Raw genomic sequence first — 21064 nt, 5'->3', positions numbered from 1 at the left:
CGGGGATTTCGGGAGGTACCAGTGTCGGAAGAGCCGCGCCGTCCTCGGCACGCAGCGCCGGACGACGCCACGCCGGACCGCGAGGCGGAGTCCGCCTCCTGGACGCCGCCCGCGCCGGTCCGCTGGGAAACGCCCGAACCGTCCATTTCCGGCAGGCTCGATCTCTCCGAGCCGCCGCGGCCCAAGCCGGAGAACGACGCCGAGCGCACGGCCATCAACGCGCCCGTCCAGCGCCCGCGGACTCCGCCGCGCGGCCAGCAGCGGCCGATCCCCGGCGCCGAGGACCCGACGCGCCCGCCGGGCGACATGGCCCCGGTGAGCCCCCGGACCCAGGTCGTCCGCCCTGACTGGCAGGCACCCGCCGACGCGCCGCAGCCGACCAGCGTGCTCGCCTCGCCGGCACCGGAGACGCAGAGCATCATGCCGCCGACGCCGCGCGTCGACAACGGACCCGGGCCGCTGCCGGACCCGGGCACGGAAAGCGTCCTCCCGGAACGCTCCAGCGAAAGCCGCGGAACAGGCACCGGGACCGGATCGGGCAGCCGGGGCACCGGCACCGGAACCGGTTCGTTCCCCGGCACCGCGCGCCGGACGTCGTCGCGCACGTCGCGTCGTGGCCGTCTCGGCGCCGGGCTCGTCGACGTCCCGCAGGTGCCGTACCGCGACCCGGCGTCCGCGGTCCTCGAGAACCCGATGGTGTCGGAGGAGAAGCGCTTCTGCGGTAGTTGCAGCGCCAAGGTCGGCCGCGGCAAGGACGGCGAACCCGGTTCGCCCGAGGGCAAGTGCGAGAAGTGCGGGAACCCGTTCTCCTTCGTCCCGAAGCTGCGGCCGAACGAGATCGTCGGCGGCCAGTACGAGGTCCTCGGCGCGCTCGCGTACGGCGGCCTCGGCTGGATCTATCTCGCGCAGGACCACAACGTCAGCGATCGCTGGGTGGTGCTCAAGGGTTTGATCGACACCGGCGACGCCACCGCGATGGCGGCCGCCGCCAACGAGCAGCGGTTCCTCGCCGAGGTCGAACACCCGAACATCGTCAAGATCCACAACTTCGTGCAGCATCCGGACGGCGACACCGGCAACTCGGTCGGCTACATCGTCATGGAGTACGTCGGTGGCCAGTCGCTGCGGCAGCTCGCGCTCGCGCACCACCGCGAGACCAAGCGCCCGGAGCCGCTGCCGATCGGCCAGGTGATCGCCTACGGGCTCGAGATCCTGCCCGCCATGGGCTACCTGCACGGCCAGAACCTGCTGTACTGCGACCTCAAGCCCGACAACGTCATCCAGACGCACGAACAGCTCAAGCTGATCGACCTCGGCGCGGTCCGCCGCGTCGACGACTACGAGAGCCCGCTGTTCTTCACCACCGGCTACAGCGCGCCCGAGCTGGCGACGCACGGCGCTTCGGTGGCGTCGGACCTGTACACGGTCGGCCGCACGCTCGCCGTCCTCAGCTTCGAATTCTCCGGCTACACCACCAAGTACAAGACCACCCTGCCCGGCCCGGACGTCGTCCCGTTGTTCGCGCTCTTCGGTTCGTACTACCGGTTCCTGAAGCGCGCGACGCATACGGACCCGGATCGCCGGTTCATCGCGGCCGAGGAGATGGCCGACCAGCTGACCGGTGTGCTCCGCGAGATCATGGCGCTGGGAACCGGGAAGCCGCGCCCCGGCGCTTCGACCGTGTTCGGCCCGGAGACCCGCACGTTCGGCGTGGACGAACCCGTCGCGTCGGCTGGGAGTGTGCCGCTGCCGGATCCCGGCGAGGTGGTCGCGGGTCTGCCGATCCCGCAGGTCGACACGGACGACCCGGCGGCCGGTGTGCTCGCGTCGACGGTCGCGCTCGATCCCAAGGGCGCGATCGAGTCGCTGGCCGGCGCGCCGCGCGAGTCGATCGAGGTCCGGTTGCGCATCGTCCGCGCCCGGATCGAACTCGGCGAGCTGGTCGAGGCGCAGCGGCAGCTGCAGGCCGCGCAGTACCTCGCGATCAAGGCCGGTTTCCCGCACGACTGGCGGATCGACTGGTACCGCGGGCTGATCGAGCTCGCGGGCGGCCGGTCCCGTGTCGCGCACGTCGCGTTCGAAGCGGTGTACGACGACCTGCCCGGCGAGATCGCGCCGAAGCTGGCCTTGGCCGTCAGCGCGGAGGGAGTCGGGGACTACTTCGGCGCCGCGCGCTACTACGAGCTGGTGTGGCGAACGGACCGGTCCTACGTCAGCGCCGCCTTCGGCCTCGCTCGCGTGTACCTCGCGCAGGGCGCCAGGGCGAGCGCGATCGAGGTGCTCGAAGCCGTTCCCGCGTCTTCGACGCACTATGTCGCCGCGCAGGTGGCCGCGATCAAGATCAAGACCAGGATCAACGGCGGCGGCAAGGACCCGGTGATGGTGTCCGAGCGGGATCTCGTCGACGCCTCGACCAGGCTGGAGCGTCTGCAGCTCGACGCCGAACGTCGCACACGTTTGTCGGCGGAGGTCCTCGAGGCGGCGTACGGCTGGCTCAACTCGCAGAACCGGCCGACGCCGGGGGCGAAGGTGCTGGGCTGCGACCTGGACGAACGGGATCTGCGGTTCGGGCTCGAGCGCTGCTACCGGACGCTGGCGCGGTTGGCAGGCTCGGTCGACCAGCGGGTCGAACTCGTCGACAAGGCGAACGCGATCCGGCCTCGTACCCTCACCTAGCACGCATTTCGTCCTCTGAATGCGGTAGTTCGGCCTACGAACCACCGCATTCAGAGGACGAAATGCTCAGGGGTTGATGTCCCACTCGCGTTCGCGTTTGGCCTTCTCGTGCGCGGCGGCGAGCTTCTGCAGCGCCTCGGGATCCCCGTGGGTGCTGAAGTGCTCGAACTCGACCCGCACGAACAGCGCCCGCGCACGCACCGCGACAGGGCCGTCTTCGGCGTCGAGCCGTCCGTCGGCGCTCACGTAGATCTTCCGGCCGGCGACGCCGTCCAGTTTCGTGGCGATGTACAGGGTCGAGCCGACCGGGACCGGCCGGAGGAAATCCGTCTCCAGCTTCCCGGTGACGGCGGGGCGGCGCAGCAGGTTGCCGACGGTCGCGCCGAGCGCCTCGTCGAAGGCGCAAGCAAGGAGACCGCCGTGCGCGAGGCCGGGCGCACCCTGGTGGGCGGAGGTGACGGTGAACTTGGAGTACACCGTCGTCCCTTCGCCCACCGTCGAATGCAGGTGGAGCCCGGCCTCGATCTCGTCGCCGCACCCGAAACACTCACCGAAGTGGATGCCGAGGTGGCTGCCCGGCTGCGGGGCTTTCGGGTGAACGGTCGCCGGTTCGACTTCGACCGGCGGCCACGGCTGCGAGATACGGCTCATGGAAAGACGTTAACTCGCCGGTAGCTCCGGGGCGCCGCCGGGAGTGGCCGGTTCCGGTTTCCGGCGCCGGATGATCCGCGAACTCACGATGCGACGCAGCGACACCCCGGCCGTTTCCGGCAGCAGCAGGATCGGAATGGCCGCGATCGCCGCCGAGCCCATCAGGTAGTACGCGGGCCATAGGGTGTCGCCGGTCGAGTTCACCAGGCTGCCGATGACGTACGACGCCGTGCCACCGAACGCCGCGGTCGAGACGCTGTACCCGATGGAGAAACCGCCGTAGCGCTCCTGCGTCGGGAACATCGCCGGCAGCGTCGCCGCCAGCACGGCCAGTATCAGCACCAGCGGCACCGCGATCATCAGCACGCCGAGGGTGAGCTGCCAGCCGTTCTGGTCGTCCGCGGCCGCGCCCATCAACGAGAACGCCGGGATGGGCAACACCAGGAAGCTGGCGCAACTCGCGATCAGGATGGGTTTTCGCCCGATGCGGTCGGACAGCATGCCGATCGGCACGATCAGGACCAGCATCAGCGCGATGGTCGCCAGGATGATCAGCAACGGCGCGTGCCCGCTGAAGCCGACCACGTCCTTGAGATACGTCTCCAGGTACGTGATCACGATGTAGTCGGCGACGTTCAGCATCACCACGATGCCGATCAGGTGCAGGATCGACGTCCAGTGCTTCTTGAGCAGCGCCTTCAGCGGCGACTTCTCGACCTGGTTCTTCTTCTCGATCTCCTGGAACAGCGGAGTGTCCTCCAGCTTGTTCCGCAGGTAGAGACCGACGATGCCGAGCGGGCCCGCGATCAGGAACGGCAATCGCCAGCCCCATTCGCGCATGGCCTCGTCGCCGAGGACGACGGTGAAGATCGTGACGAAGCCGGCGCCCATCGCGAACCCGACGAGCGTGCCGAACTCCAGCCAGCTGCCCCAGAAACCCCGGCGCCGGGCGGGCGCGTACTCCGCGATGAACGTCGCCGCGCCGCCGTACTCACCGCCCGCCGAGAAGCCTTGGATGGTGCGCAACAGGATCAGCAGGACCGCCGCGGCCGGGCCGATCGTCGCGTAGGACGGCAACAAGCCGATGATGAACGTCGACCCGGACATCAGGATGATCGTCAGCGCGAGCACCTTCTGGCGCCCGATCTTGTCCCCCAGCGGGCCGAACACGAAGCTGCCGAACGGCCGCACGATGAAGGTGATCGCCAGGACCGCGAAGGTCGCCAGCGCACCCTCGGAAGTGCTCGAAGCGTTGAAGAAGACCTGCCCCAGGATGGCGGGCATGAAGCCGAAAACACCGAAGTCGTACCACTCGATGCAGTTACCCATCGCCGCTCCGGCGACGGCCTTTCTGATCTGCTCAGGTGGGGCCTCCGCCGGTTCCCCTTTTTCCTGATGTGACGCGCTCAGCGCCTCTTCGGCCATGGGTTTGACCTCCCGACCCACCCGTTTACTTACCCATCGTCGAGGGTTTGTTCCCTCGACCGTAGGTGTTCAAACGTCCTGATTCAGCGCTTTGGATCGGTCGCGCGACCGCCGTTCCCCCGAATCGGTGACGAAGCACCAGGTGAAGCCGATGTCGGAGAATTTCCGATTACTTTGGGTCACGCTTCGGGAATCGGACGTTCCGGGCGGTGGATCAGTGGGTCGTGATCGCCGTCGGCGGCTCGCTCGGCCCCTTCGTTGGCGACGGAGCGTGAGGAGGACCGGCCGTCGTCGTACGGCCGGGCTGAACGGACCTCGGTGTCGAACGCGTCTGCTCGGTCTTCGGGGCCGTCGCGGGCGGGGGCGGCTTCTCGGGGGAGACTTCCGGACGGGGAGTCGTCTCGGAAGGCGCAGGCGAGACCGGTGCCGGGGCGATGGTCGACAGGCCCGGCCCCGCGGGCTGCACCGGCGTGGAACCCTCGCCGCCGCGACCGCCGACGGCGATCGCGCCGACCACGATCACCGCGACCGTCGCCAGCGAACTCCCCGCCACCGCCAGCCGTTTGCGTCGTCGCCGGATCCGGCCACCCCGCTCGATGATGTCCGCCGCCCGGATACCCAGCGGGGGACCGCTCGCCCCGTGCGAAAGCACGCCTTTGATGTCCTCGTCCATCTCCTCACCTCCCATCGTCGTGCGCTCCGCTCAAGGCCAGTTCGCTGAAATGCGGTCCGAGCCGCTTGCGCAGGGTCGCCAGACCCCGCGCAGCCTGGCTCTTCACGTTGCCGGTGCTGCAGCCCAGCGCCGCGGCCGTCTCTTCGACGCCGAGATCTTCGAAGTAGCGCAGCACCAGTACGGCCCGTTGCTTCGGGGCGATGCCGGACAGCGCGTGCCTGACCAGCATCTCCTGTTCGGTGCCCCCTGCCTCGCTCGGGACGTCGGGAAGGGCGTCGGTGAGCTTCTCCCGTTTGCGCCACACGCGCCGGTGCTCGGAGAGGAACGTCCGCAGCACGATCTTGCGCGCGTAGCCGTCGAGCGCGTCGTGCCGGGAGAGCCTCGGCCAAGCCAGGTACAGCTTCAGCAGCGCGGCCTGGGTGATGTCCTCGGCCTGGTGCCAGTCGCCGCACAAGAGGTACGCGGTGGCACGCAGGCTGTGCGCGCGCTCGTCGAAGTACCGGGCGAACTCGCCGTCCCACGGCGAGCCCGTCCCGGTCTTCGACGAGCGGCTCAGCGACACCTAGTTACCGGCTCCTTCGACGATGGCGGGGAGGTGCAGATCCCCGGTCGGCCCGGCGGGAACGGCCTTGGGCACGCGGTGCTCACCCGGCTTCACGACGGCGGCGCCGGTCTTCGCCGGGGCCGGCGCCGGCGGGGCGGCGGTGGCGCGGGTCGGTTCGCCCGGTGCCACGGTGGGCGCCTTGGTCGGCGGCTGGGGCGCCTGAGTGGTCGTCGGCGACGGGGCGCTCTGATCGGCCGACGCCAGCGACGTGGTCGCGAAGGCGGCGCCGCCCGCCAGCAGCAGCGCGCCGAGGGAAAGAGCGATACGAGTACGCAAGAGTGTCTCCTCGATCCGGGCGCCGCTCATTGGCCGCGGCGCCTTACGTCGTTAGACATGCGTCCCGCTCGTTCTGGGGTTGCATCGAGTTTCGGAAGTTCGCGGAAGGTGCCAGTCAGCGCACGGCAACGAACACGAACGGCCGGAGACCGCGAAGGTCTCCGGCCGCCCGGTTCCATGGAAGTACTTCAGCTCGCGAGAGCGGACAGCTTGGTCCACTCGTCCCAGGAGTAGGTCCAGTCGCTGTAGTCGCGCGCGCGGTTGATCTTCACCGTGCTGCCCTCGATCTCGACGGGGTCGCCGACCAGGGCGCCGTCCATGTACGCCTTGGCGTTCGCCGGCGCCAGGTTCACGCACCCGTGCGAGATGTTCTTCTTGCCTTGCGCCCAGATCGAGGGCGCGTAGCCGTGGATGAACTCGCCGTTGGTCGAGAACCGCACCGCGGACGGCACGACGATGTTCTCGTAGTTGTAGCGCTCGTTGGTCATCGAGTACGTGTCGTGCTTGGACATCACCACGTGCGTGCCACTCGGCGTGACGCGGCCCGGATCGGCGTCGAGGCCGTAGCTGGCCGGGTAGTCCGCGATCTGCTGCCCGTCACGGACCACCACGAGCCGGTGGGTCTGAGTGTTGCCCTTGACGATCTGCGAGCGGCCGATCGTGAAGCTCGCCGAGCGGTCTTCCTTGCCGTACACGCCTTCGCCGATCTTGACGCCGTAGATCTTGGCGTTGAACTTCACCGTGGTGCCGGGCTGCCAGTAGGCCTTCGGCCGCCAGTGCACCGAGGTGTCGTCGTGGACCCAGGCCCAGGACCCCTCGGTCTTCGGCGTGGTCTCGACCGAGAGCGCCTTCTCGACCGACGCCTTGTCGGTGACCTTGCTCGGGAACGTCAGCGTGATCGGCATGGCGACGCCGTACGTCTGCCCGTCGAAGACGTTGATGTTCGCGCCCACCTGCTTGCGCGGCTTGACGGTGGTGAAGTTCCCGCCGATCTCGACGGGCTTGCCGTCGGTGCCGGTGGCCTTGCCGGACCACGTGTAGGCCTTGCCGTAGCCGAGCTGTTCGGTGGTGGACCAGCTCTTCTTGTCCTCGGACGGCTGACCCGCGACCTGCTTGCCGTCCGGATTGGTCAGCACGACCTGGTCGAGCGTGCCGTCGGCGACGCTGACCTTGATGGGCTGCCCCGGTGCGACGTCCTGCGCGCCCGCCGCGGGCTCGTACGTCAGTTTGGCGGGCGCGGGCGCCTTCCCGCCGGTGTCACTGCTGACCGGCCCGCCGCCGTCCGGCCCGCTGGCCGACACGGTCGGCTCGCTGCTGCACGCCCCCAGCGTCAGAACCGCCACCAACCCCAGTGCCGCGAACGCCGCCCGGCGGCGCGCGGTTTCCGTGAACCTCAAAGCTTCCCCTTTGCTCCCCTGTACACCGACCATGACGTCCGGACCGCCCCTTAAGTTGATCCCACCGAGAGTGATGCGAGTCACAATCGGGTGGATCGTAGTTCACGATCGGGGCATGGCCGACTTCGTTCCGTGTCCGGCGATGACCTGAGGTCGGCGTACGGCGAAAGGGTAGCGAGGGGGTCCGACAGAAGCCGGATCCGCGTACGACGTTCCGGTGACCTTGGTACTTGGGGGCGCCCAGAGTCCGATCACGGGCTTCAAATATGGCCAGATCCCGGTACGCTGCCATCAGGCCGTCGTTTTGCGTGTTCGTGGCTTCACACTCGCGGAACTTCTGACGCGAGCCATGAGCCGGTGACGCGCTCTTCGCTCGACTCGTTGGAACCGCCCGGGACGGTCTGGGTGTCGCTTCGGAGGCACTCGAAGCGGATGTGCAACGAGGAGTACAGCGGTGGCGCAAGGCACTGTGAAGTGGTTCAACGCGGAGAAGGGCTTCGGCTTCATCGCGCAGGATGGCGGCGAGGGCGACGTCTTCGTTCACTACTCGGAGATCGAGGGTCGCGGGTTCCGCACGCTCGAGGAGAACCAGCGAGTGGAGTTCGAGGTCGGTCAGGGCCAGAAGGGCCCGCAGGCCCAGAAGGTCCGCGCGATCTGAGTCCGCCCTTCAGGCGTTGCTCAGACTGATCAGAAAAGCCCCCGGCGATCGCCGGGGGCTTTTCTCTTGTCCGAAGGCTTCTTCTGTTGTGCTGTTCCGTTCCGGGGGACCGGGGTCAGCGGGGGACGGGCTGCTCCCACGCGTTGGCGTCGAAGCGGAATTCGTCGGTGTGGGCTTCCTCGTGGCGGCGCTGCTGGGCCGAGTTGGCCTGCGATTCCCACGAGAGGCGCTCGAGGATCCATTCCTGCGCCAGCGCCTGCGGCGACAGGTTGCGCTCGGCGGCGGCGTCCTTGAGCTGTTCGCAGGCGATGAGGTTCATGCGCAGCTGGAACACCTGCGCTTCACCGAAGCGCTTGCCGGTGCCGGTGCTTTCCGGGTCGTTCTCAGGGGCGAGGGCACGAAGGTAGCTGGTGAGCTCCGTGTCTTCGACGACCGCTTCGGCCTCCTTGGAGGCGGAGTTGCGGTGACGACCGGGGTTGACCGGCTTCAGGTTCGTGCGGCTGCCGCTACGACGGCTCAGGGAAGGAAGGGGCACCGGGCCACGATAACGGTTCGGTCTCGGCAAACCAACCACAGTGAGCCACGACACACCCATTATTTCGTCTCGAATGGCCCAACCCCGACAGGAAACCCTTTTCCCATGATCACAACCCGCAATCACAAGCGCCCCGGAAGAAATTCGATCAAGGTTCCCGGTCCTGGGCTGCCAACCGCCGCCACAAGGAACCTGGGGTCTGGGGGTGGCCCCCAGAAAACGGAGCGACCCCCGCGCCAGGGGGAGGAACGCGGGGGTCGGAGGGGATCTCCACAGGCGCTGACCGGGGGTGTGTCAGCAAATCGATTGTTGCACGGTTTGCTGAGAAGGGCGAGTGGGCGCGGGCAGAATTCCGGGCAGGGCGCCACCTGTGGTTCGCCTGGGGTTCATGTGGCGCGGCCGCATGCGCGATCGCTCTGCGTTGTGCGGAGCGTGGCGACAGGTTCACTCTCCGGGGGGCTGTGTGTCGCGGCCGGCTCTGGCTAGCCTCGCGGCCAAGCTGTTCGTTGGCCGTCTGGAGGAACCATGGGTGGGTCTGTGGAAGTTCGGCAGTTCCTCCTTCGGTACGAAGGTGCCGATGGGGGAAGCTCGACGACGTTGGCCGGTGGTCTGCCGGCGCAGCGCACGGGTCAGGGGGACGCGCAGCGCGTGTCCGACGACCAGGTGCGCCGTGCCCGGCTGGCGGTGGCCAATGGGGCGTTGGGTGTCGATGACTGTGTCCAGCTGCTGGACATGCTGGGGTTGACGCTGGACGAGGACGGGCAGGCGCCCGTCCAGCGCTGAGTTCGTTCACGGGGCCCTGCCGCGCGGGGGTGTGCCGCGCGGCAGGGCTTCGTTTCAGGTCCGGGCGGCGGCTCGGGCCTGATATCCTGAACTCGCCGCGTTCTCGCAGGTCCCAGCCCTGTGAACAACTAAGGGACCCCCTGTGCGGAAGCGGAAACGGGGGTGTCCTATAGTTATGTTCGCTCCCGGGGACACCGGAGAGCGCGGGTCGGTCGGTTCGCCGAAACCGAACCGGGCTCCCATCGTCCAGCGGCCTAGGACTCCGCCCTTTCAAGGCGGCAACGCGGGTTCGAATCCCGTTGGGAGTACGCAGTACAGTTACACCGCAGTATGCAAGGCCCTGTGGCGCAGTTGGTTAGCGCGTCGCCCTGTCACGGCGAAGGTCGCGGGTTCGAGTCCCGTCAGGGTCGCAAGATCGTTCGGCTCCTTGCCGGCGTTCCCGGCCAGGTAGCTCAGTTGGTACGAGCGTCCGCCTGAAAAGCGGAAGGTCGCCGGTTCGACCCCGGCCCTGGCCACCGCTCAACGAACCGCCTCGATGCACATCGAGGCGGTTTTTTCATGCCTGGGGCCGGGTCCGCGGCCCCGCGCGGTGGCGTCCGATGTCGCAGGAGCATCGGGCGCCACCGCGCGGTGCGGGCTTGGCGTTCTACTTACCGGTCTGCTGCTTGACCCAGTCGGAGAACGCGGTCACGTCGGTGTAGATGCCCGGCATCTCCGGGCAGCTCGCGGTCTGACCGCGGCTGGTGGCGCCGACCAGCGTCCACTTGTCACCCGACTTCACGACGGCAGGGCCGCCCGAGTCGCCGTAGCAGGCGCTCGCCTTGCCGCCCTGGTTGTCCATGCACAGCTCGGTCTGCGCGTCGTAGGCGCCGGAGCCGGAGCACCCGGAGTCTTCGGCGATCTTGGTGTCGAGCTGCTGGAGCACCACAGGGGCGGAACCGCAGCCGCGCGTGGGGCAGGTCAGCCCCCAGCCGATCTCCCGCACGTCGGTACCCGCCGCCGGCGACTGGCCGATCTCGATCGGCGCCGCCTCCGCCGGCTTGGTCAGGTGCACCAGGGCGATGTCGTACGGGCCGGAGCCGTCGTACTTCTCGTGGACCACGAACTTGTCCACCTCGGCGACCTCGCCGCCCTTGGTGTGGTCGGTGGTGTTGAGGCGGTACTGCCAGTTGGCGGGCTGCTCACCCTCGACGCAGTGCGCGGCGGTCACCAGCCACTCCGGTGAGATCAGGGACGCGCCGCAGTTGTGGTCACCGCTCTTGGTCTGCATGGACGCCATGAAGCTGTAGGTCTCGGTCGCGTCCACACCGCCCACGATCAGCGGCTGAACGCCCGAGGGCGGTTCGGCGGCGGAAGCCGGCATCGCCAACCCGAGCACGGCGGCCGCTCCGGTCAGCAGACCGGCGACGAGGGTACGAGTCCTCATCTGCTTTCTCCTTCCACGCCGGTGTGTTTCACCGGCTCACTCCGGAAGGGTGGCCAATCGTCACTCGTCCGTGAACTGACGAAAGTCGGGGGCCGTTGCCAGTTACCAGTTGGGGTAACGGTTTTCCGCGGCCAAGATCGACCTTGACTTCAAGTAAGGTCGAGGTGTCAATCTCGAAGCATGACAATCGCACCTGAGCAGGTCGACGAATGGACCATCGACACCCTCGACCTCGACGCGTACCTCGGCCGGATCGGCCAGGACCGCGCGAAGCCCTCCGCCGCCGCGTTGCGTGAGCTGGCGAAGGCGCACGTCCTGGCCGTCCCGTTCGAGAATGTCGACGTTGTTTTGGGGCAGCACAAGGGAATCGCGCTCGAAGACGTGATCGGCAAACTCGTCCACCGCCATCGTGGCGGCTACTGCTACGAGCACGGAAGCCTGTTCGCGGCGGCCGCGGAGCAGCTCGGCTACCCCGTACGCCGCCTGGTCGCGCGGGTGCAGCCGCAGAAGAACGGGCCGTACACGCATATGACGCTCGTGGTCGAGGCGGACGGCGTCCCGCATCTGGTCGACGTCGGATTCGGCGCCGGGATGCTGGTGCCGATGCCGCTGGCCGATGGCGCCGTGGTGGATCAGGCGGGCTGGCCGCACCGGCTCGTCGCCGACGGCGACTGGTGGCGCCTGCAGAAAAAGGAGGGCGACGACTGGACCGACCTGCACGCCTTCACACTCACACCGATGCACCGGATCGACTACGAGGTCTACCACCACTACACGTCGACGCATCCGCGGTCGCCGTTCACTGGGCAGCTGGTGGTCATGCGGCTGGAGGAAGGACTCAGCCGCAAACTGGTCGGTGAGGAGTTCATCGTCGAACGCCCGGACGGGACCAAGGAGACCACCACGGTCCCGCCCGAGCGGCTCGACGCGACACTGCGCGAGCTGGACGTCGTCCTCACCGAGGACGAGCTCGCGAAACTGCTGACGATCTATCCGGGCTGAGGCTCAGAGTTCGAATTCGGCGCGTTTGTCCTCGGGGACGAGGTCCTCGTACTCACGGTGCTTCGCGATGAACGAGCGCACGTACGGGCAGTAGGGCAGGACGGATCTGCCCTGCGACCGGACGTCGTCGAGCGCCGCGGTCACGAGCTTGCCGGCGAGACCCTGTCCCGCGAAGTCGTCCGAGATCTCGGTGTGCAGGAACAGGATCGCGTCCGGGCGGGTGCGGGTTTCCAGGAACCCGGCGATCTTCCCGTCCACGACGATGTCGTAGCGGTCTTTTCCGGCTTTGATCTCGACACTCATCCCACGGCTCCGAAAAGTTCGTCCGGCGGCGCGGGGCGACCGAGATGGAAGCCCTGCGCCTGGTCACAGCGCAGCTCACGCAGGATCGTGAGCTGCTTATCGTCTTCGACACCTTCGGCGACGACGATCAGGTCGACGGCGTGCGCCATCGCGATGATGCTCTTGACGATCGCCGCCGCGTCGCGCGATTCCGCGATACCGGTGACGAAGGTGCGGTCGATCTTGAGCGTATCCAAGGGGAGCCGTTGCAGCTGGGCGAGCGACGAGTAGCCGGTGCCGAAGTCGTCGATCGCCAGTGAGACACCGAGATCGCGCAACGACATCAGGACTTCGGCGGCCGCGGCCCGGTCTCGCATCAGCGCGCTCTCGGTGACCTCCAGGGTCAGCGCGTGCGGCGGGAGCCCGGTGGTCTTCAGCGCGTCCTGCACCCCGGCGACCAGATGCGGGTCGTCCAGCTGGCGGGCCGAGAGGTTCACCTTGAGGTTGAGGTCGATGCCGAGTTGCTCGCGCCGTCTGGCGATCTCGCGGGTGGTGGTGCGCAGGACGTACTTGCCGATCAGGTTGATCAGGTCGCTTTCCTCGGCCAGCGGGATGAACTCGGCGGGCGAGACGCTGCCGTGCGCCGGATGTTTCCAGCGCAGCAACGCCTCCACGGCGACCATCTCGCCGGATTCGATGTCCACGACCGGCTGGTACGCCGTCCAGAGTTCCTCGTTCTGCAGGGCGTCGCGCAGGTCCTGCTCCATGCGCAGCCGCCGTTGCATCCGCTCGCGCAGCTCGACGTCGAAGAACTCGTAGCGCGCCCGGCCGAGCGTTTTCGCTTGGTACATCGCGACATCCGCGTCGCGCAGGAGATCTTCGGCGGTCCGGGTGTCGTCGTTTGCGGCGGTGACGATGCCGATGCTGGCGTCGATGTGCAGCTGCCTGCCGTTGACGGTGATCGGTTCGGTCAGCGCTTCGCGCAGATGCTCGGCCAGCGCCTTGATCTCGTGCGGCTCGGTGATCTCCGCGGTCACGACGACGAATTCGTCGCCGCCGAGCCTGCCGACGAGATCGTTCTCTCCGATCCCCCGCCGCAGCCGTTCGCCCGCGATGCGGAGCACCTTGTCCCCGACCGAATGCCCGAGGGAATCGTTGATCACCTTGAACTTGTCGAGATCGATGAACAGCAGTGTGGTCAGCTCGGCGCGGCCCGCGCCGGACAGCGCCTCGGCGAGGCTGTCGAGCACCAGCGTCCGGTTCGCGAGTTCGGTGAGCGGGTCGTGCGTCGCCTCGTGGGCGAGCCGTTCGCCGATGGCGCGGCGTTCGGTGATGTCGGTGAACGAGGCGACCACAGCCTGGGCCGACGGGTCTTCCGGCGGCAGCAGCCGCGAGGTCAGCGAGATCCAGACGTCGTCGCCGGCGGGCCTGCGCAGCCGCAGCACGAGACCGGTCAGCGTGACCCCGGTGCGCCGGGTGATCACCGACGGCATCCGGGCGGGCGGGATCCGGCCCTGTTCGTCGTACAGCTCCAGCGTCACGCACGGGACGCCGATGAGGTCGTCGTGGTCGATGCCGATGATCCGGCACGCCGCCGGGTTGGCCGATTCGATGAGGCCGCCGGGGCCGATCACGACCACGCCTTCGTCGAGGGACGCGACCACTGTGCTGTAGTGCTGTTCGGCGCGCCGCCGGGCCGTTTCGTCGGCGCAGACCAGGACGAACCCGTCGTTCATCTCCGCGGCCGAGATGCGGATGGCCAAGGTCGAACCGTTGCGATGGCGGTGGGTCGTCTGCATGACGCCGCCCCTGCGCAGCACCGTTTCCGGATCCAGCTCGGCGCCGACGAGATCGCTGACCGTGCCGCCGATCGCCTCTCCGGCCGTCCAGCCGTAGACGTTCTCGGCGGCGGGGTTCCAGCTGGTCACCACGCCGGTGCCGCTGGTCGCGATGATCGCGTCGCTGACGTGGCTGATCAGTGCGGCCTGGTAGCGCAGGGTCGCTTCGGCGGCCTTCTGCGCGCTGATGTCGCGCATGATGACCTGGAACGCGGGCCTGCCCTCCCAGGTCGTGCGCACCGAAATGCTCTGGACCAGGTACTTCATGCCGTCGAGGCGGAGCATGACGGTGTCGGCGGGGTCGGTCGACGCGCCTTGGCGGTGAAGCGACGCGATCCTGTCCAGCAGGGCCGGGAGCGACTCGTCGGCGACGAAGTCCATGATCGGCCGCCCGATCAGCTCGGCGGTCGAAGACGCTCCGAGCGCGGTGACGGCCGCCCGGTTGACGTACGTGACAACGCCGGCTTCGTGGACACAGACCGCGTCCGGGCTGAGTTCCACCAAAAGCCGGTAACGGTCAGTGAGATCTTCGAGGGCTTGCCGGTTCTCGCGGACGTCGGTCACGTCGGTGGCGATGCCGAGCAGGCCCGTCGAGCCGTTGTCGTCACCGATCGTGCGCGCACGCAGCCGGACCCAGCGGACCTCGCCCGCCGGGTTCAGGAACGACTGCTCGAGTTCGAACTCGCGCCACGGCGGGGAAGTGCGGGTGCCGGAGGTCAGCGGGGCCACCAGATCGGCGAGCCTGGACTCTATCTCGGCTTCGGTGAGGACGCCTCCGCCCAGCAGGTTCTCGAGTCCTGGCAGCCAGGACAGGGTCTCGTGCTCGAAGTCGTACGACCAGATGGCGGCGTGGTCGCCCGCGAGGCCGAGATCGCCGACCGGCCCGTTTCCGAGCGGGGCGCCTGCCGGGCGACCGGAATTACCGGCTCCGGGCACGGCGAGGGCGTCAGCCTCCATGATCCGTCCGAACCCCCTCTTCCGGTGCTGGCACCGTCGATTACACCACCCGCGGGGGACGCTGTATACGCGAACCGAAGGTCCGTCACCGCCGATATGAGCGGAAGCGGATGAATACACGCTGTGTGACTGGCCTACGCTGGCGTGTTCCATCGGGTGAATAATTTTTGGTTAACTTCACCCATTCGGCGGTGAGTTGCGGTAAAACTACTCTTCGCTCGTTCCCGGTGCGAAAGGTTTCAGCTGGTGGATGACGACGACGTTTCGGTCGCCGACCTGCTTATTCGCGAGGGCTGGGACGACCACGAGGAGTCACGGGCAAAGTCACGCTGGAGAGTTATCGCGGTGGTGATCGCCGTGGTCGTCGCCTGCGGCGCGGCCGCTGTTCTCGTCGGGTTCGATGCGGACCCCGAACCGAATGCGGCGCCGAACCAGATGAGCGTCATCGAGATGCCGAAGCGGCCTTCGGAAAACGGGGGAGCGGGCGCGACGTCGGCGGTCCCGTCCACCGAGACGGTCGAAACCGGCATCGGGGAGCCTTCGTCGCGCCCCAGCCGGACGACGTCCAGCCGCCGCACGTCGAGTTCGGCCGCGTCGACGTCCGACTCCCCGGATCCCACCACGCCGACGTCATCGAACGGGCCCGCCGATCCGCCGAGGACGACCGGGTCCACCGTCGTTCCGCAGCCGCCCAACCCGACGCCGCCGCCGCCCTCGACGACGCCGACCGAAGAGTGCAACCTGTGGCCGAAGTGGCTGTTCTGCTAGGGCGCTCGCAGTAGATCCGGCTCCCGGCGTTTGCCGAGGTGGTTGAACAACAGGTTGAGGGTGAAGGCGACGATCGCGGCGACCGTGATCGGGCTGCCGCAGATGGTCTGAAGCCACGCCGGGAAGTGCTGGAAGAAGATCGAGTTCCCGAACCGGTTCGTGGCGAACGCGGGCAGCAGCCCGACCCCGACCGACACCGCGACGATGAAAGTGTTGTGGTTGCCCGAGAACTCCACCTTCTTCAGGTTCTGCACGCCGACCGCGGCGACCATCGCGAACATGACCACCGCGACCGCGCCGATCACCGGCTCCGGTACGGCCGCGACGAAGGCGCCGACCTTCGGCACCAGGCCCATCAGCACGAGCAGGCCACCCGCCATCGCGACTACCCATCGGCTGCGCACCCCGGTCATCTGCACGAGGCCGACGTTCTGCGCGAAAGCGGTGTCCGGGAACGAGTTCATCGTGCCGCCGAGGATGGCCGAGAGGCCGTCGGTGGCGAGACCCCGCGCGAGGTCGGAGTCCGTCGCCGGCCGTCCGGTGATCTCGCCGACAGCGACCAGGTCCGCGGTGGATTCGGTATAGGTCACCAGCATCACGACGCACATCGAGAGCACGGCCGCGATCGGGAAGGTCGGCGGGCCGAAGTGGAACGGTGACGCGAGGCCGAACCAGCCGGCGTCGGCGATGCCCTTGAAGCTCACCAAGCCCATCGGGATGGCCGCGACCAGGCCGATCAACAGCGCCAGCAGTGGGCCGATCTGGCTCGCGAACCCGCGCAGGACCCGGGTGAACAGGACGATCACCGCGATCACGCCGAACGCGAGCGCGATGTTGGCGGGCTTCGCGTAGTCCGGTGAACCGGTGTCGTGTCCGGCGATCAGGCCGACGCCCGGGCCGATGAGCGAAATGCCGATGACCATGAGCAGCGTGCCCGAGACGAGCGGCGGGAAGAATCGGATCATCTTCGCGAACGGTTTCGCGATGAGCAGGCCGAAGACACCCGACGCGATCATCGCGCCGTAGACGGCTTGCATGCCGTACTGGGACGCGATCATGATCATCGGGTTGACCACGGTGAACGTCGCGCCCGCCACCACCGGCAACCGGATGCCGAAGATCTTCCCGATCCCGACCGCCTGTATCAGCGTCGCGATGCCCGCGACCAGCAGATCCGCGTTGACCAGCAACGCGATCGTCGCCGCGTCCAGGTTCAGCGCGCTGCCCACGACGAGCGGGACGGCCACCGAGCCCGCGTACATGATCGTCATGTGCTGCAGGCCGAGCAAGGTCAGCTTCGGCAGCGGCGGGCAGGCGTCGACCGGGTGGACCTCTGGCCTGCTCATGGAGCCCCCTTCTCAGTGCGGTAACAAGCAGTGGACTCGCCGGGCATGACCGTAGCGCGTCCGCCGCGTGAGGATCATGTTGCGAAGGGGCGGTGTTGAATGGACATCGGGTACAACGGAAGGAGCGCCGATGGAGACCGTCCTCGTCGTAGGGGCCGGGCAGAGCGGGTTCGGAGTGGCGACCTCGCTGCGGGACAAGGGGTTCGACGGCCGGGTGGTGCTGATCGGTGACGAACCCGGCCTCCCGTATCAGCGGCCTCCGCTTTCGAAGGGCTACCTCGCCGGGACCGCGGGCGACGCCCAGTTGCGTTTGCGGCCTGAGGACTTCTTCGCGGAGAAGGACATCGAGCTGATCCCCGGCCGTGTCGCATCGGTGGATCGCGATGACACGAAGGTGGTACTCGAGGACGGGAGTGCCCATGAGTACGACCATCTCGTCCTCGCGACGGGCGCGGACAACCGTGTCCTGCCGGTTCCCGGTTCCACTTTGGACGGTGTGTTCACCCTGCGAACCAAGGACGACGCCGATGTGTTGCGTGCCGCGCTGGAAAGCGCGGAGAACGTGGTGGTGGTCGGAGGCGGGTTCATCGGGCTCGAATTCGCCGCGCACGCCGGACGGCCCGTGACGATCGTGGAGGCGCAGGACAGGCTGCTGGCCCGTGTCGCGACTTCCGAGGTCTCGGCGTACTTCGCGGCTCTGCACGAAGGGGCCGGGCACACCATCCTGATCGGCACGGGGGTCGCCGCGTTGCACGGTGACGGCAGGGTGGCCGAGGTGGAACTGAGCGACGGCAGCCGTCTGCTCGCCGACCTGGTGCTGGTCGGGGTCGGGGTGGTGCCGCGGACACGACTGGCCGAAGAGGCGGGGCTCGCCGTGGCGAACGGTGTCGTCGTCGACGAGCACCTGCGCACGAGCGACCCGAAGATCTCGGCGGTGGGGGACTGCGCGAACTTCCCGTGTGTCCAGGCGGGGACGGCGACCCGGCTGGAGTCGGTGCAGAACGCCGTCGACCAGGCGCGGGCCGTCGCGGCCGTCATCGTCGGCGAACCCGCGCCCTACGAGAGCCTGCCGTGGTTCTGGACCGACCAGCTCGGCGCGAAACTGCAGATCGCCGGGCTGTTGACCGGCGCGGACAAGACCGTCGTGACCGGGGATCGGGAGGGCGGGAAGTTCTCGGTGCTGTCGTTCCGCGACGGCGTGCTCGTCGGGGTCGAGTCGGTGAACCGGCCGCCGGACCACATCGCCGCGCGTCGCCTGTTCGCCGCGGATCCGGAACCACGGTTCGAGACGCTGGAGGCCGACGGCTTCGACCTCAAGGCCGCCTTTGCGTCAACCCGTGGTTGACGATGGCTGATCGTCAACCTAAAGTTGACGATATGACGAATCCGGTCCGGCTCGACGACCTCATCTCCCATATCAAGCAGCAGCATCTCGACGGAGACGTGCTCGGCCAGTTGTCCGACGCGGTCTTCCTCGGCGAGCACCTCGGCGAAGTGGCCGACCATCTGATCGGTCACTTCGTCGACCAGGCACGACGTTCCGGCGCGTCCTGGACCGAAATCGGCAAGAACATGGGTGTGTCCAAGCAGGCAGCCCAGAAGCGCTTCGTCGACTCCAGCGGCTCTTCGCTGGAAGACCTGGTGAAGGTGTTCAGCCGCTACACCGATCGCGCGCGGCACGTCGTCGTCGCGTCACGGGACGCGGCGGTCTCGGCGAGGAGCCCGCAGATCGAGCCCGTGCATCTGGTTCTCGGTCTGCTCTCGGAACCGGCCGCGCTCGCCGCCGGGGCGATCGTGGCACAGAACGTGACTCTCGAGGCCGTCCGTGAGGCCGCGGAGGCCAGGCTGCCGGAACCCGCCGACGAACCGGCGGAGGCGGCGAAGATGGCGTTCGGCGCGCAGGCCAAGAAGGCGCTGGAACTGACCATGCGGGAGTCGCTGCGGCTCGGGCACAACTACATCGGCACCGAGCACATCCTGCTGGCTCTGTTCGAACTCGGCGACGACCTGCTGACCGGGCTCGGGCTCACGAAGGAGAAGACCGAGGCGGTGATTTCGCGGGCGCTGGCGGAGATAGTCGCGGCGCGCGGGGAATGACGCGGATCGCGCTCACCGTCCTGGTGTTCGTCGCCCTTGTCCTGTTGGCCGCGTGATGGCCCCCTGGCAGTCGGGGGCCATCACGGGACTCTGTCAGGCCGAGGCCTCGGGGCGGCCGTCGGCTGCCCAGGCGGTGTGGAACGAACCTTCGCGGTCGACGCGGCGGTACGTGTGGGCACCGAAGTAGTCCCGCTGCCCCTGCACCAGCGCGGCGGGGAGCCGCTCCGCGCGCAGACCGTCGTAGTAGGCGAGCGCGGTCGAGAAGCCCGGGGTCGGGATGCCGAGCCGCACCGCCGTGGAGATCACCGAACGCCAAGAGTCCTGGGCGTCCTCGACGGCCTTGCGGAAGCCACCTGAAGTCAGCAGCGTCGGCAGCGCGGGCTCTTCGGCGTACGCGGCCGTGATGTCGTTCAGGAACTTCGCGCGGATGATGCAGCCCCCGCGCCAGATCGACGCGACCTTGCCGAGATCGATGTCCCAGCCGTATTCGGCACCGCCCGCCTGGATCTGGTTGAAGCCCTGGGCGTACGCCACCACCTTCGACGCGTACAGCGCCTGCTCGACGTCGTCCGCGAAGGTGTCCAGAGCGGACCCCGTCAGCGGAGCGCGCGCGGGACCACCGAGTCCGCGGGAGGCCTCGCGCAGGTTCGACGAGCCGGACAGCGAACGCGCGAAGACGGCTTCGGCGATGCCGCTGATCGGCACGCCCAGGTCCAGTCCGATTTGGACGGTCCAGCGGCCGGTGCCCTTCTGCTCCGCCTGGTCCGCCACGATGTCGACGAACGGTTTGCCGGAGGCTGCGTCGGTGTGGGCCAGTACCTGCGAGGTGATCTCGATCAGGTACGAGTCCAGCCGCCCCGCGTTCCAGGTGCGGAACACCTCGGCGATCTCGGCCGGGGAGTAGCCGCCGGCGCCGCGCAGGAGATCGAACGACTCGGCGATCAGCTGCATGTCGGCGTACTCGATGCCGTTGTGCACCATCTTCACGAAATGCCCGGCGCCGTCCGCGCCCACGTGCGTGCAGCACGGTTCGCCGTCGACCTTCGCCGAGATGTCCTCGAACAGCGGCCCGAGCGACTGGTACGACTCCTTGGACCCGCCCGGCATGATGCTCGGCCCGTGCAGCGCGCCCTCCTCGCCGCCGGACACACCGGTGCCGACGAAGTGGATGCCCTTCTCGCGCAGCGCGGCCTCGCGGCGACGGGTGTCCGCGAAGTGCGCGTTGCCCGCGTCGACGATCACGTCGCCCTTCTCGAGGAGCGGGACGAACTCGTCGATCACGGCGTCCGTCGGCGCACCTGCCTTGACCATGATCACGACCTGGCGCGGCCGCTCCAGCGCGTCGACGAACTCCTGCGCCGAATACGCCGGGATGAAGTCGCCTTCGTCGCCGAACTGCTCGACCAGTTCCTTCGTCCGCTGCTCGGAACGGTTGTGCAGGGCCACCGTGTGCCCGTGCCTCGCGAGGTTCCTGGCCAGGTTGCGGCCCATGACCGCCAGGCCGGTGACCCCGATGCTCGCCTTCTTGCTCATCCGCACCCTTCCGCTTCGATTCCCGTGCCGAGCCTATCCCCGTCGAGGGATACGGCGCCGGGGCGAGAAGGGATCAACCGGGAGTTGTCCACAACCGGGCCTGGCTGTGGACAACTCGCCTTACGCGCCCCGGCCCG

General features: G+C 68.1%; 19 protein-coding genes and 3 tRNA genes. 10 read left to right on the top strand and 12 right to left on the bottom strand.

Features of this window, described 5'->3' with window-relative positions:
• Positions 1-21 precede the first annotated feature (21 nt).
• A complete protein-coding gene (locus tag AC0685_RS00340) occupies positions 22-2676 on the top strand; it encodes a serine/threonine-protein kinase (protein ID WP_478223588.1) in 2655 nt (884 codons plus the stop codon).
• 66 nt (positions 2677-2742) lie between these two features.
• Here the strand turns inward: AC0685_RS00340 and AC0685_RS00335 are convergent, their stop codons facing one another.
• The 6 genes from AC0685_RS00335 to AC0685_RS00310 form a co-directional block, all read right to left on the bottom strand.
• Positions 2743-3327: a PaaI family thioesterase gene (locus AC0685_RS00335; RefSeq protein WP_020633063.1), complete on the bottom strand. Its 585-nt coding sequence runs from the start codon at positions 3325-3327 to the stop codon at positions 2743-2745.
• A gap of 9 nt (positions 3328-3336) precedes the next feature.
• Positions 3337-4752 carry an MFS transporter gene (locus tag AC0685_RS00330; RefSeq protein WP_478223587.1) on the bottom strand — a complete coding sequence of 472 codons (1416 nt, stop codon included), beginning with the start codon at positions 4750-4752 and terminating at the stop codon, positions 3337-3339.
• Positions 4753-4966: 214 nt separating this feature from the next.
• The gene (locus AC0685_RS00325; protein ID WP_478223586.1) at positions 4967-5425 is read right to left on the bottom strand and encodes a hypothetical protein; all 459 of its coding nucleotides are present in this window, start codon (positions 5423-5425) and stop codon (positions 4967-4969) included.
• 4 nt (positions 5426-5429) lie between these two features.
• On the bottom strand, positions 5430-5987 hold the full coding sequence (locus tag AC0685_RS00320) for a SigE family RNA polymerase sigma factor (protein ID WP_340686793.1): 558 nt from the start codon (positions 5985-5987) through the stop codon (positions 5430-5432).
• Entirely contained in the window at positions 5988-6335 is a 348-nt protein-coding gene (locus AC0685_RS00315) for a hypothetical protein (protein ID WP_478223585.1), read from the bottom strand.
• Between the two features lie 158 nt (positions 6336-6493).
• Positions 6494-7735 carry a L,D-transpeptidase gene (locus tag AC0685_RS00310; protein WP_340686795.1) on the bottom strand — a complete coding sequence of 414 codons (1242 nt, stop codon included), beginning with the start codon at positions 7733-7735 and terminating at the stop codon, positions 6494-6496.
• A gap of 421 nt (positions 7736-8156) precedes the next feature.
• Here AC0685_RS00310 and AC0685_RS00305 point away from each other — a divergent pair, with 421 nt between their 5' ends.
• Complete coding sequence (locus AC0685_RS00305) at positions 8157-8360, top strand: cold-shock protein (protein ID WP_003097368.1); 204 nt, start codon at positions 8157-8159, stop codon at positions 8358-8360.
• A gap of 115 nt (positions 8361-8475) precedes the next feature.
• Here the strand turns inward: AC0685_RS00305 and AC0685_RS00300 are convergent, their stop codons facing one another.
• Positions 8476-8895: a hypothetical protein gene (locus AC0685_RS00300; RefSeq protein ID WP_034310430.1), complete on the bottom strand. Its 420-nt coding sequence runs from the start codon at positions 8893-8895 to the stop codon at positions 8476-8478.
• A 525-nt stretch (positions 8896-9420) separates the two neighbouring features.
• Between AC0685_RS00300 and AC0685_RS00295 the strand changes: the two genes are divergently transcribed.
• The 4 genes from AC0685_RS00295 to AC0685_RS00280 all read left to right on the top strand — a co-directional run bounded on the left by AC0685_RS00295 (position 9421) and on the right by AC0685_RS00280 (position 10193).
• On the top strand, positions 9421-9678 hold the full coding sequence (locus AC0685_RS00295; protein WP_020633070.1) for a hypothetical protein: 258 nt from the start codon (positions 9421-9423) through the stop codon (positions 9676-9678).
• Between the two features lie 235 nt (positions 9679-9913).
• Positions 9914-9986, top strand: a tRNA-Glu gene (locus tag AC0685_RS00290).
• A gap of 28 nt (positions 9987-10014) precedes the next feature.
• Positions 10015-10088, top strand: a tRNA-Asp gene (locus tag AC0685_RS00285).
• 31 nt (positions 10089-10119) lie between these two features.
• A tRNA-Phe gene (locus AC0685_RS00280) sits at positions 10120-10193 on the top strand.
• 131 nt (positions 10194-10324) lie between these two features.
• On the opposite strand, the gene AC0685_RS00275 is transcribed toward AC0685_RS00280, so the two are convergent.
• Entirely contained in the window at positions 10325-11104 is a 780-nt protein-coding gene (locus tag AC0685_RS00275) for a S1 family peptidase (RefSeq protein ID WP_478223584.1), read from the bottom strand.
• Between the two features lie 180 nt (positions 11105-11284).
• Between AC0685_RS00275 and AC0685_RS00270 the strand changes: the two genes are divergently transcribed.
• Positions 11285-12106: an arylamine N-acetyltransferase family protein gene (locus tag AC0685_RS00270; protein ID WP_478223583.1), complete on the top strand. Its 822-nt coding sequence runs from the start codon at positions 11285-11287 to the stop codon at positions 12104-12106.
• Positions 12107-12109: 3 nt separating this feature from the next.
• Here AC0685_RS00270 and AC0685_RS00265 read toward each other — a convergent pair whose 3' ends face one another.
• Both AC0685_RS00265 and AC0685_RS00260 read right to left on the bottom strand, forming a co-directional pair.
• Positions 12110-12409 carry a GNAT family N-acetyltransferase gene (locus AC0685_RS00265; RefSeq protein ID WP_478223582.1) on the bottom strand — a complete coding sequence of 100 codons (300 nt, stop codon included), beginning with the start codon at positions 12407-12409 and terminating at the stop codon, positions 12110-12112.
• Entirely contained in the window at positions 12406-15183 is a 2778-nt protein-coding gene (locus AC0685_RS00260; protein ID WP_478223581.1) for a sensor domain-containing protein, read from the bottom strand. The genes AC0685_RS00265 and AC0685_RS00260 overlap by 4 nt, the downstream gene beginning before the upstream one ends.
• 246 nt (positions 15184-15429) lie before the next feature.
• Between AC0685_RS00260 and AC0685_RS00255 the strand changes: the two genes are divergently transcribed.
• Positions 15430-15951, top strand: a complete 522-nt coding sequence (locus AC0685_RS00255) for a serine/threonine protein kinase (RefSeq protein ID WP_478223580.1) — start codon at positions 15430-15432, stop codon at positions 15949-15951.
• On the opposite strand, the gene AC0685_RS00250 is transcribed toward AC0685_RS00255, so the two are convergent.
• Positions 15948-17297, bottom strand: coding sequence for a nucleobase:cation symporter-2 family protein (locus tag AC0685_RS00250; RefSeq protein WP_478223579.1), 1350 nt, complete (start codon positions 17295-17297; stop codon positions 15948-15950). The genes AC0685_RS00255 and AC0685_RS00250 overlap by 4 nt on opposite strands.
• Positions 17298-17427: 130 nt before the next feature.
• On the opposite strand from AC0685_RS00250, the gene AC0685_RS00245 reads away from it, so the two are divergent.
• A complete protein-coding gene (locus AC0685_RS00245; protein WP_478223578.1) occupies positions 17428-18642 on the top strand; it encodes an NAD(P)/FAD-dependent oxidoreductase in 1215 nt (404 codons plus the stop codon).
• A 32-nt stretch (positions 18643-18674) separates the two neighbouring features.
• Positions 18675-19394: a Clp protease N-terminal domain-containing protein gene (locus tag AC0685_RS00240; protein WP_478223577.1), complete on the top strand. Its 720-nt coding sequence runs from the start codon at positions 18675-18677 to the stop codon at positions 19392-19394.
• A 93-nt stretch (positions 19395-19487) separates the two neighbouring features.
• On the opposite strand, the gene gndA is transcribed toward AC0685_RS00240, so the two are convergent.
• Positions 19488-20927: an NADP-dependent phosphogluconate dehydrogenase gene (gene gndA / locus AC0685_RS00235; RefSeq protein WP_478223576.1), complete on the bottom strand. Its 1440-nt coding sequence runs from the start codon at positions 20925-20927 to the stop codon at positions 19488-19490.
• Positions 20928-21064: the final 137 nt, after the last annotated feature.

The organism is Amycolatopsis sp. NPDC043889 (genome assembly GCF_056435645.1).
The sequence above is the reverse complement of the archived record's forward strand: the minus strand, read 5'-3'. Positions and strand labels throughout refer to the sequence as shown.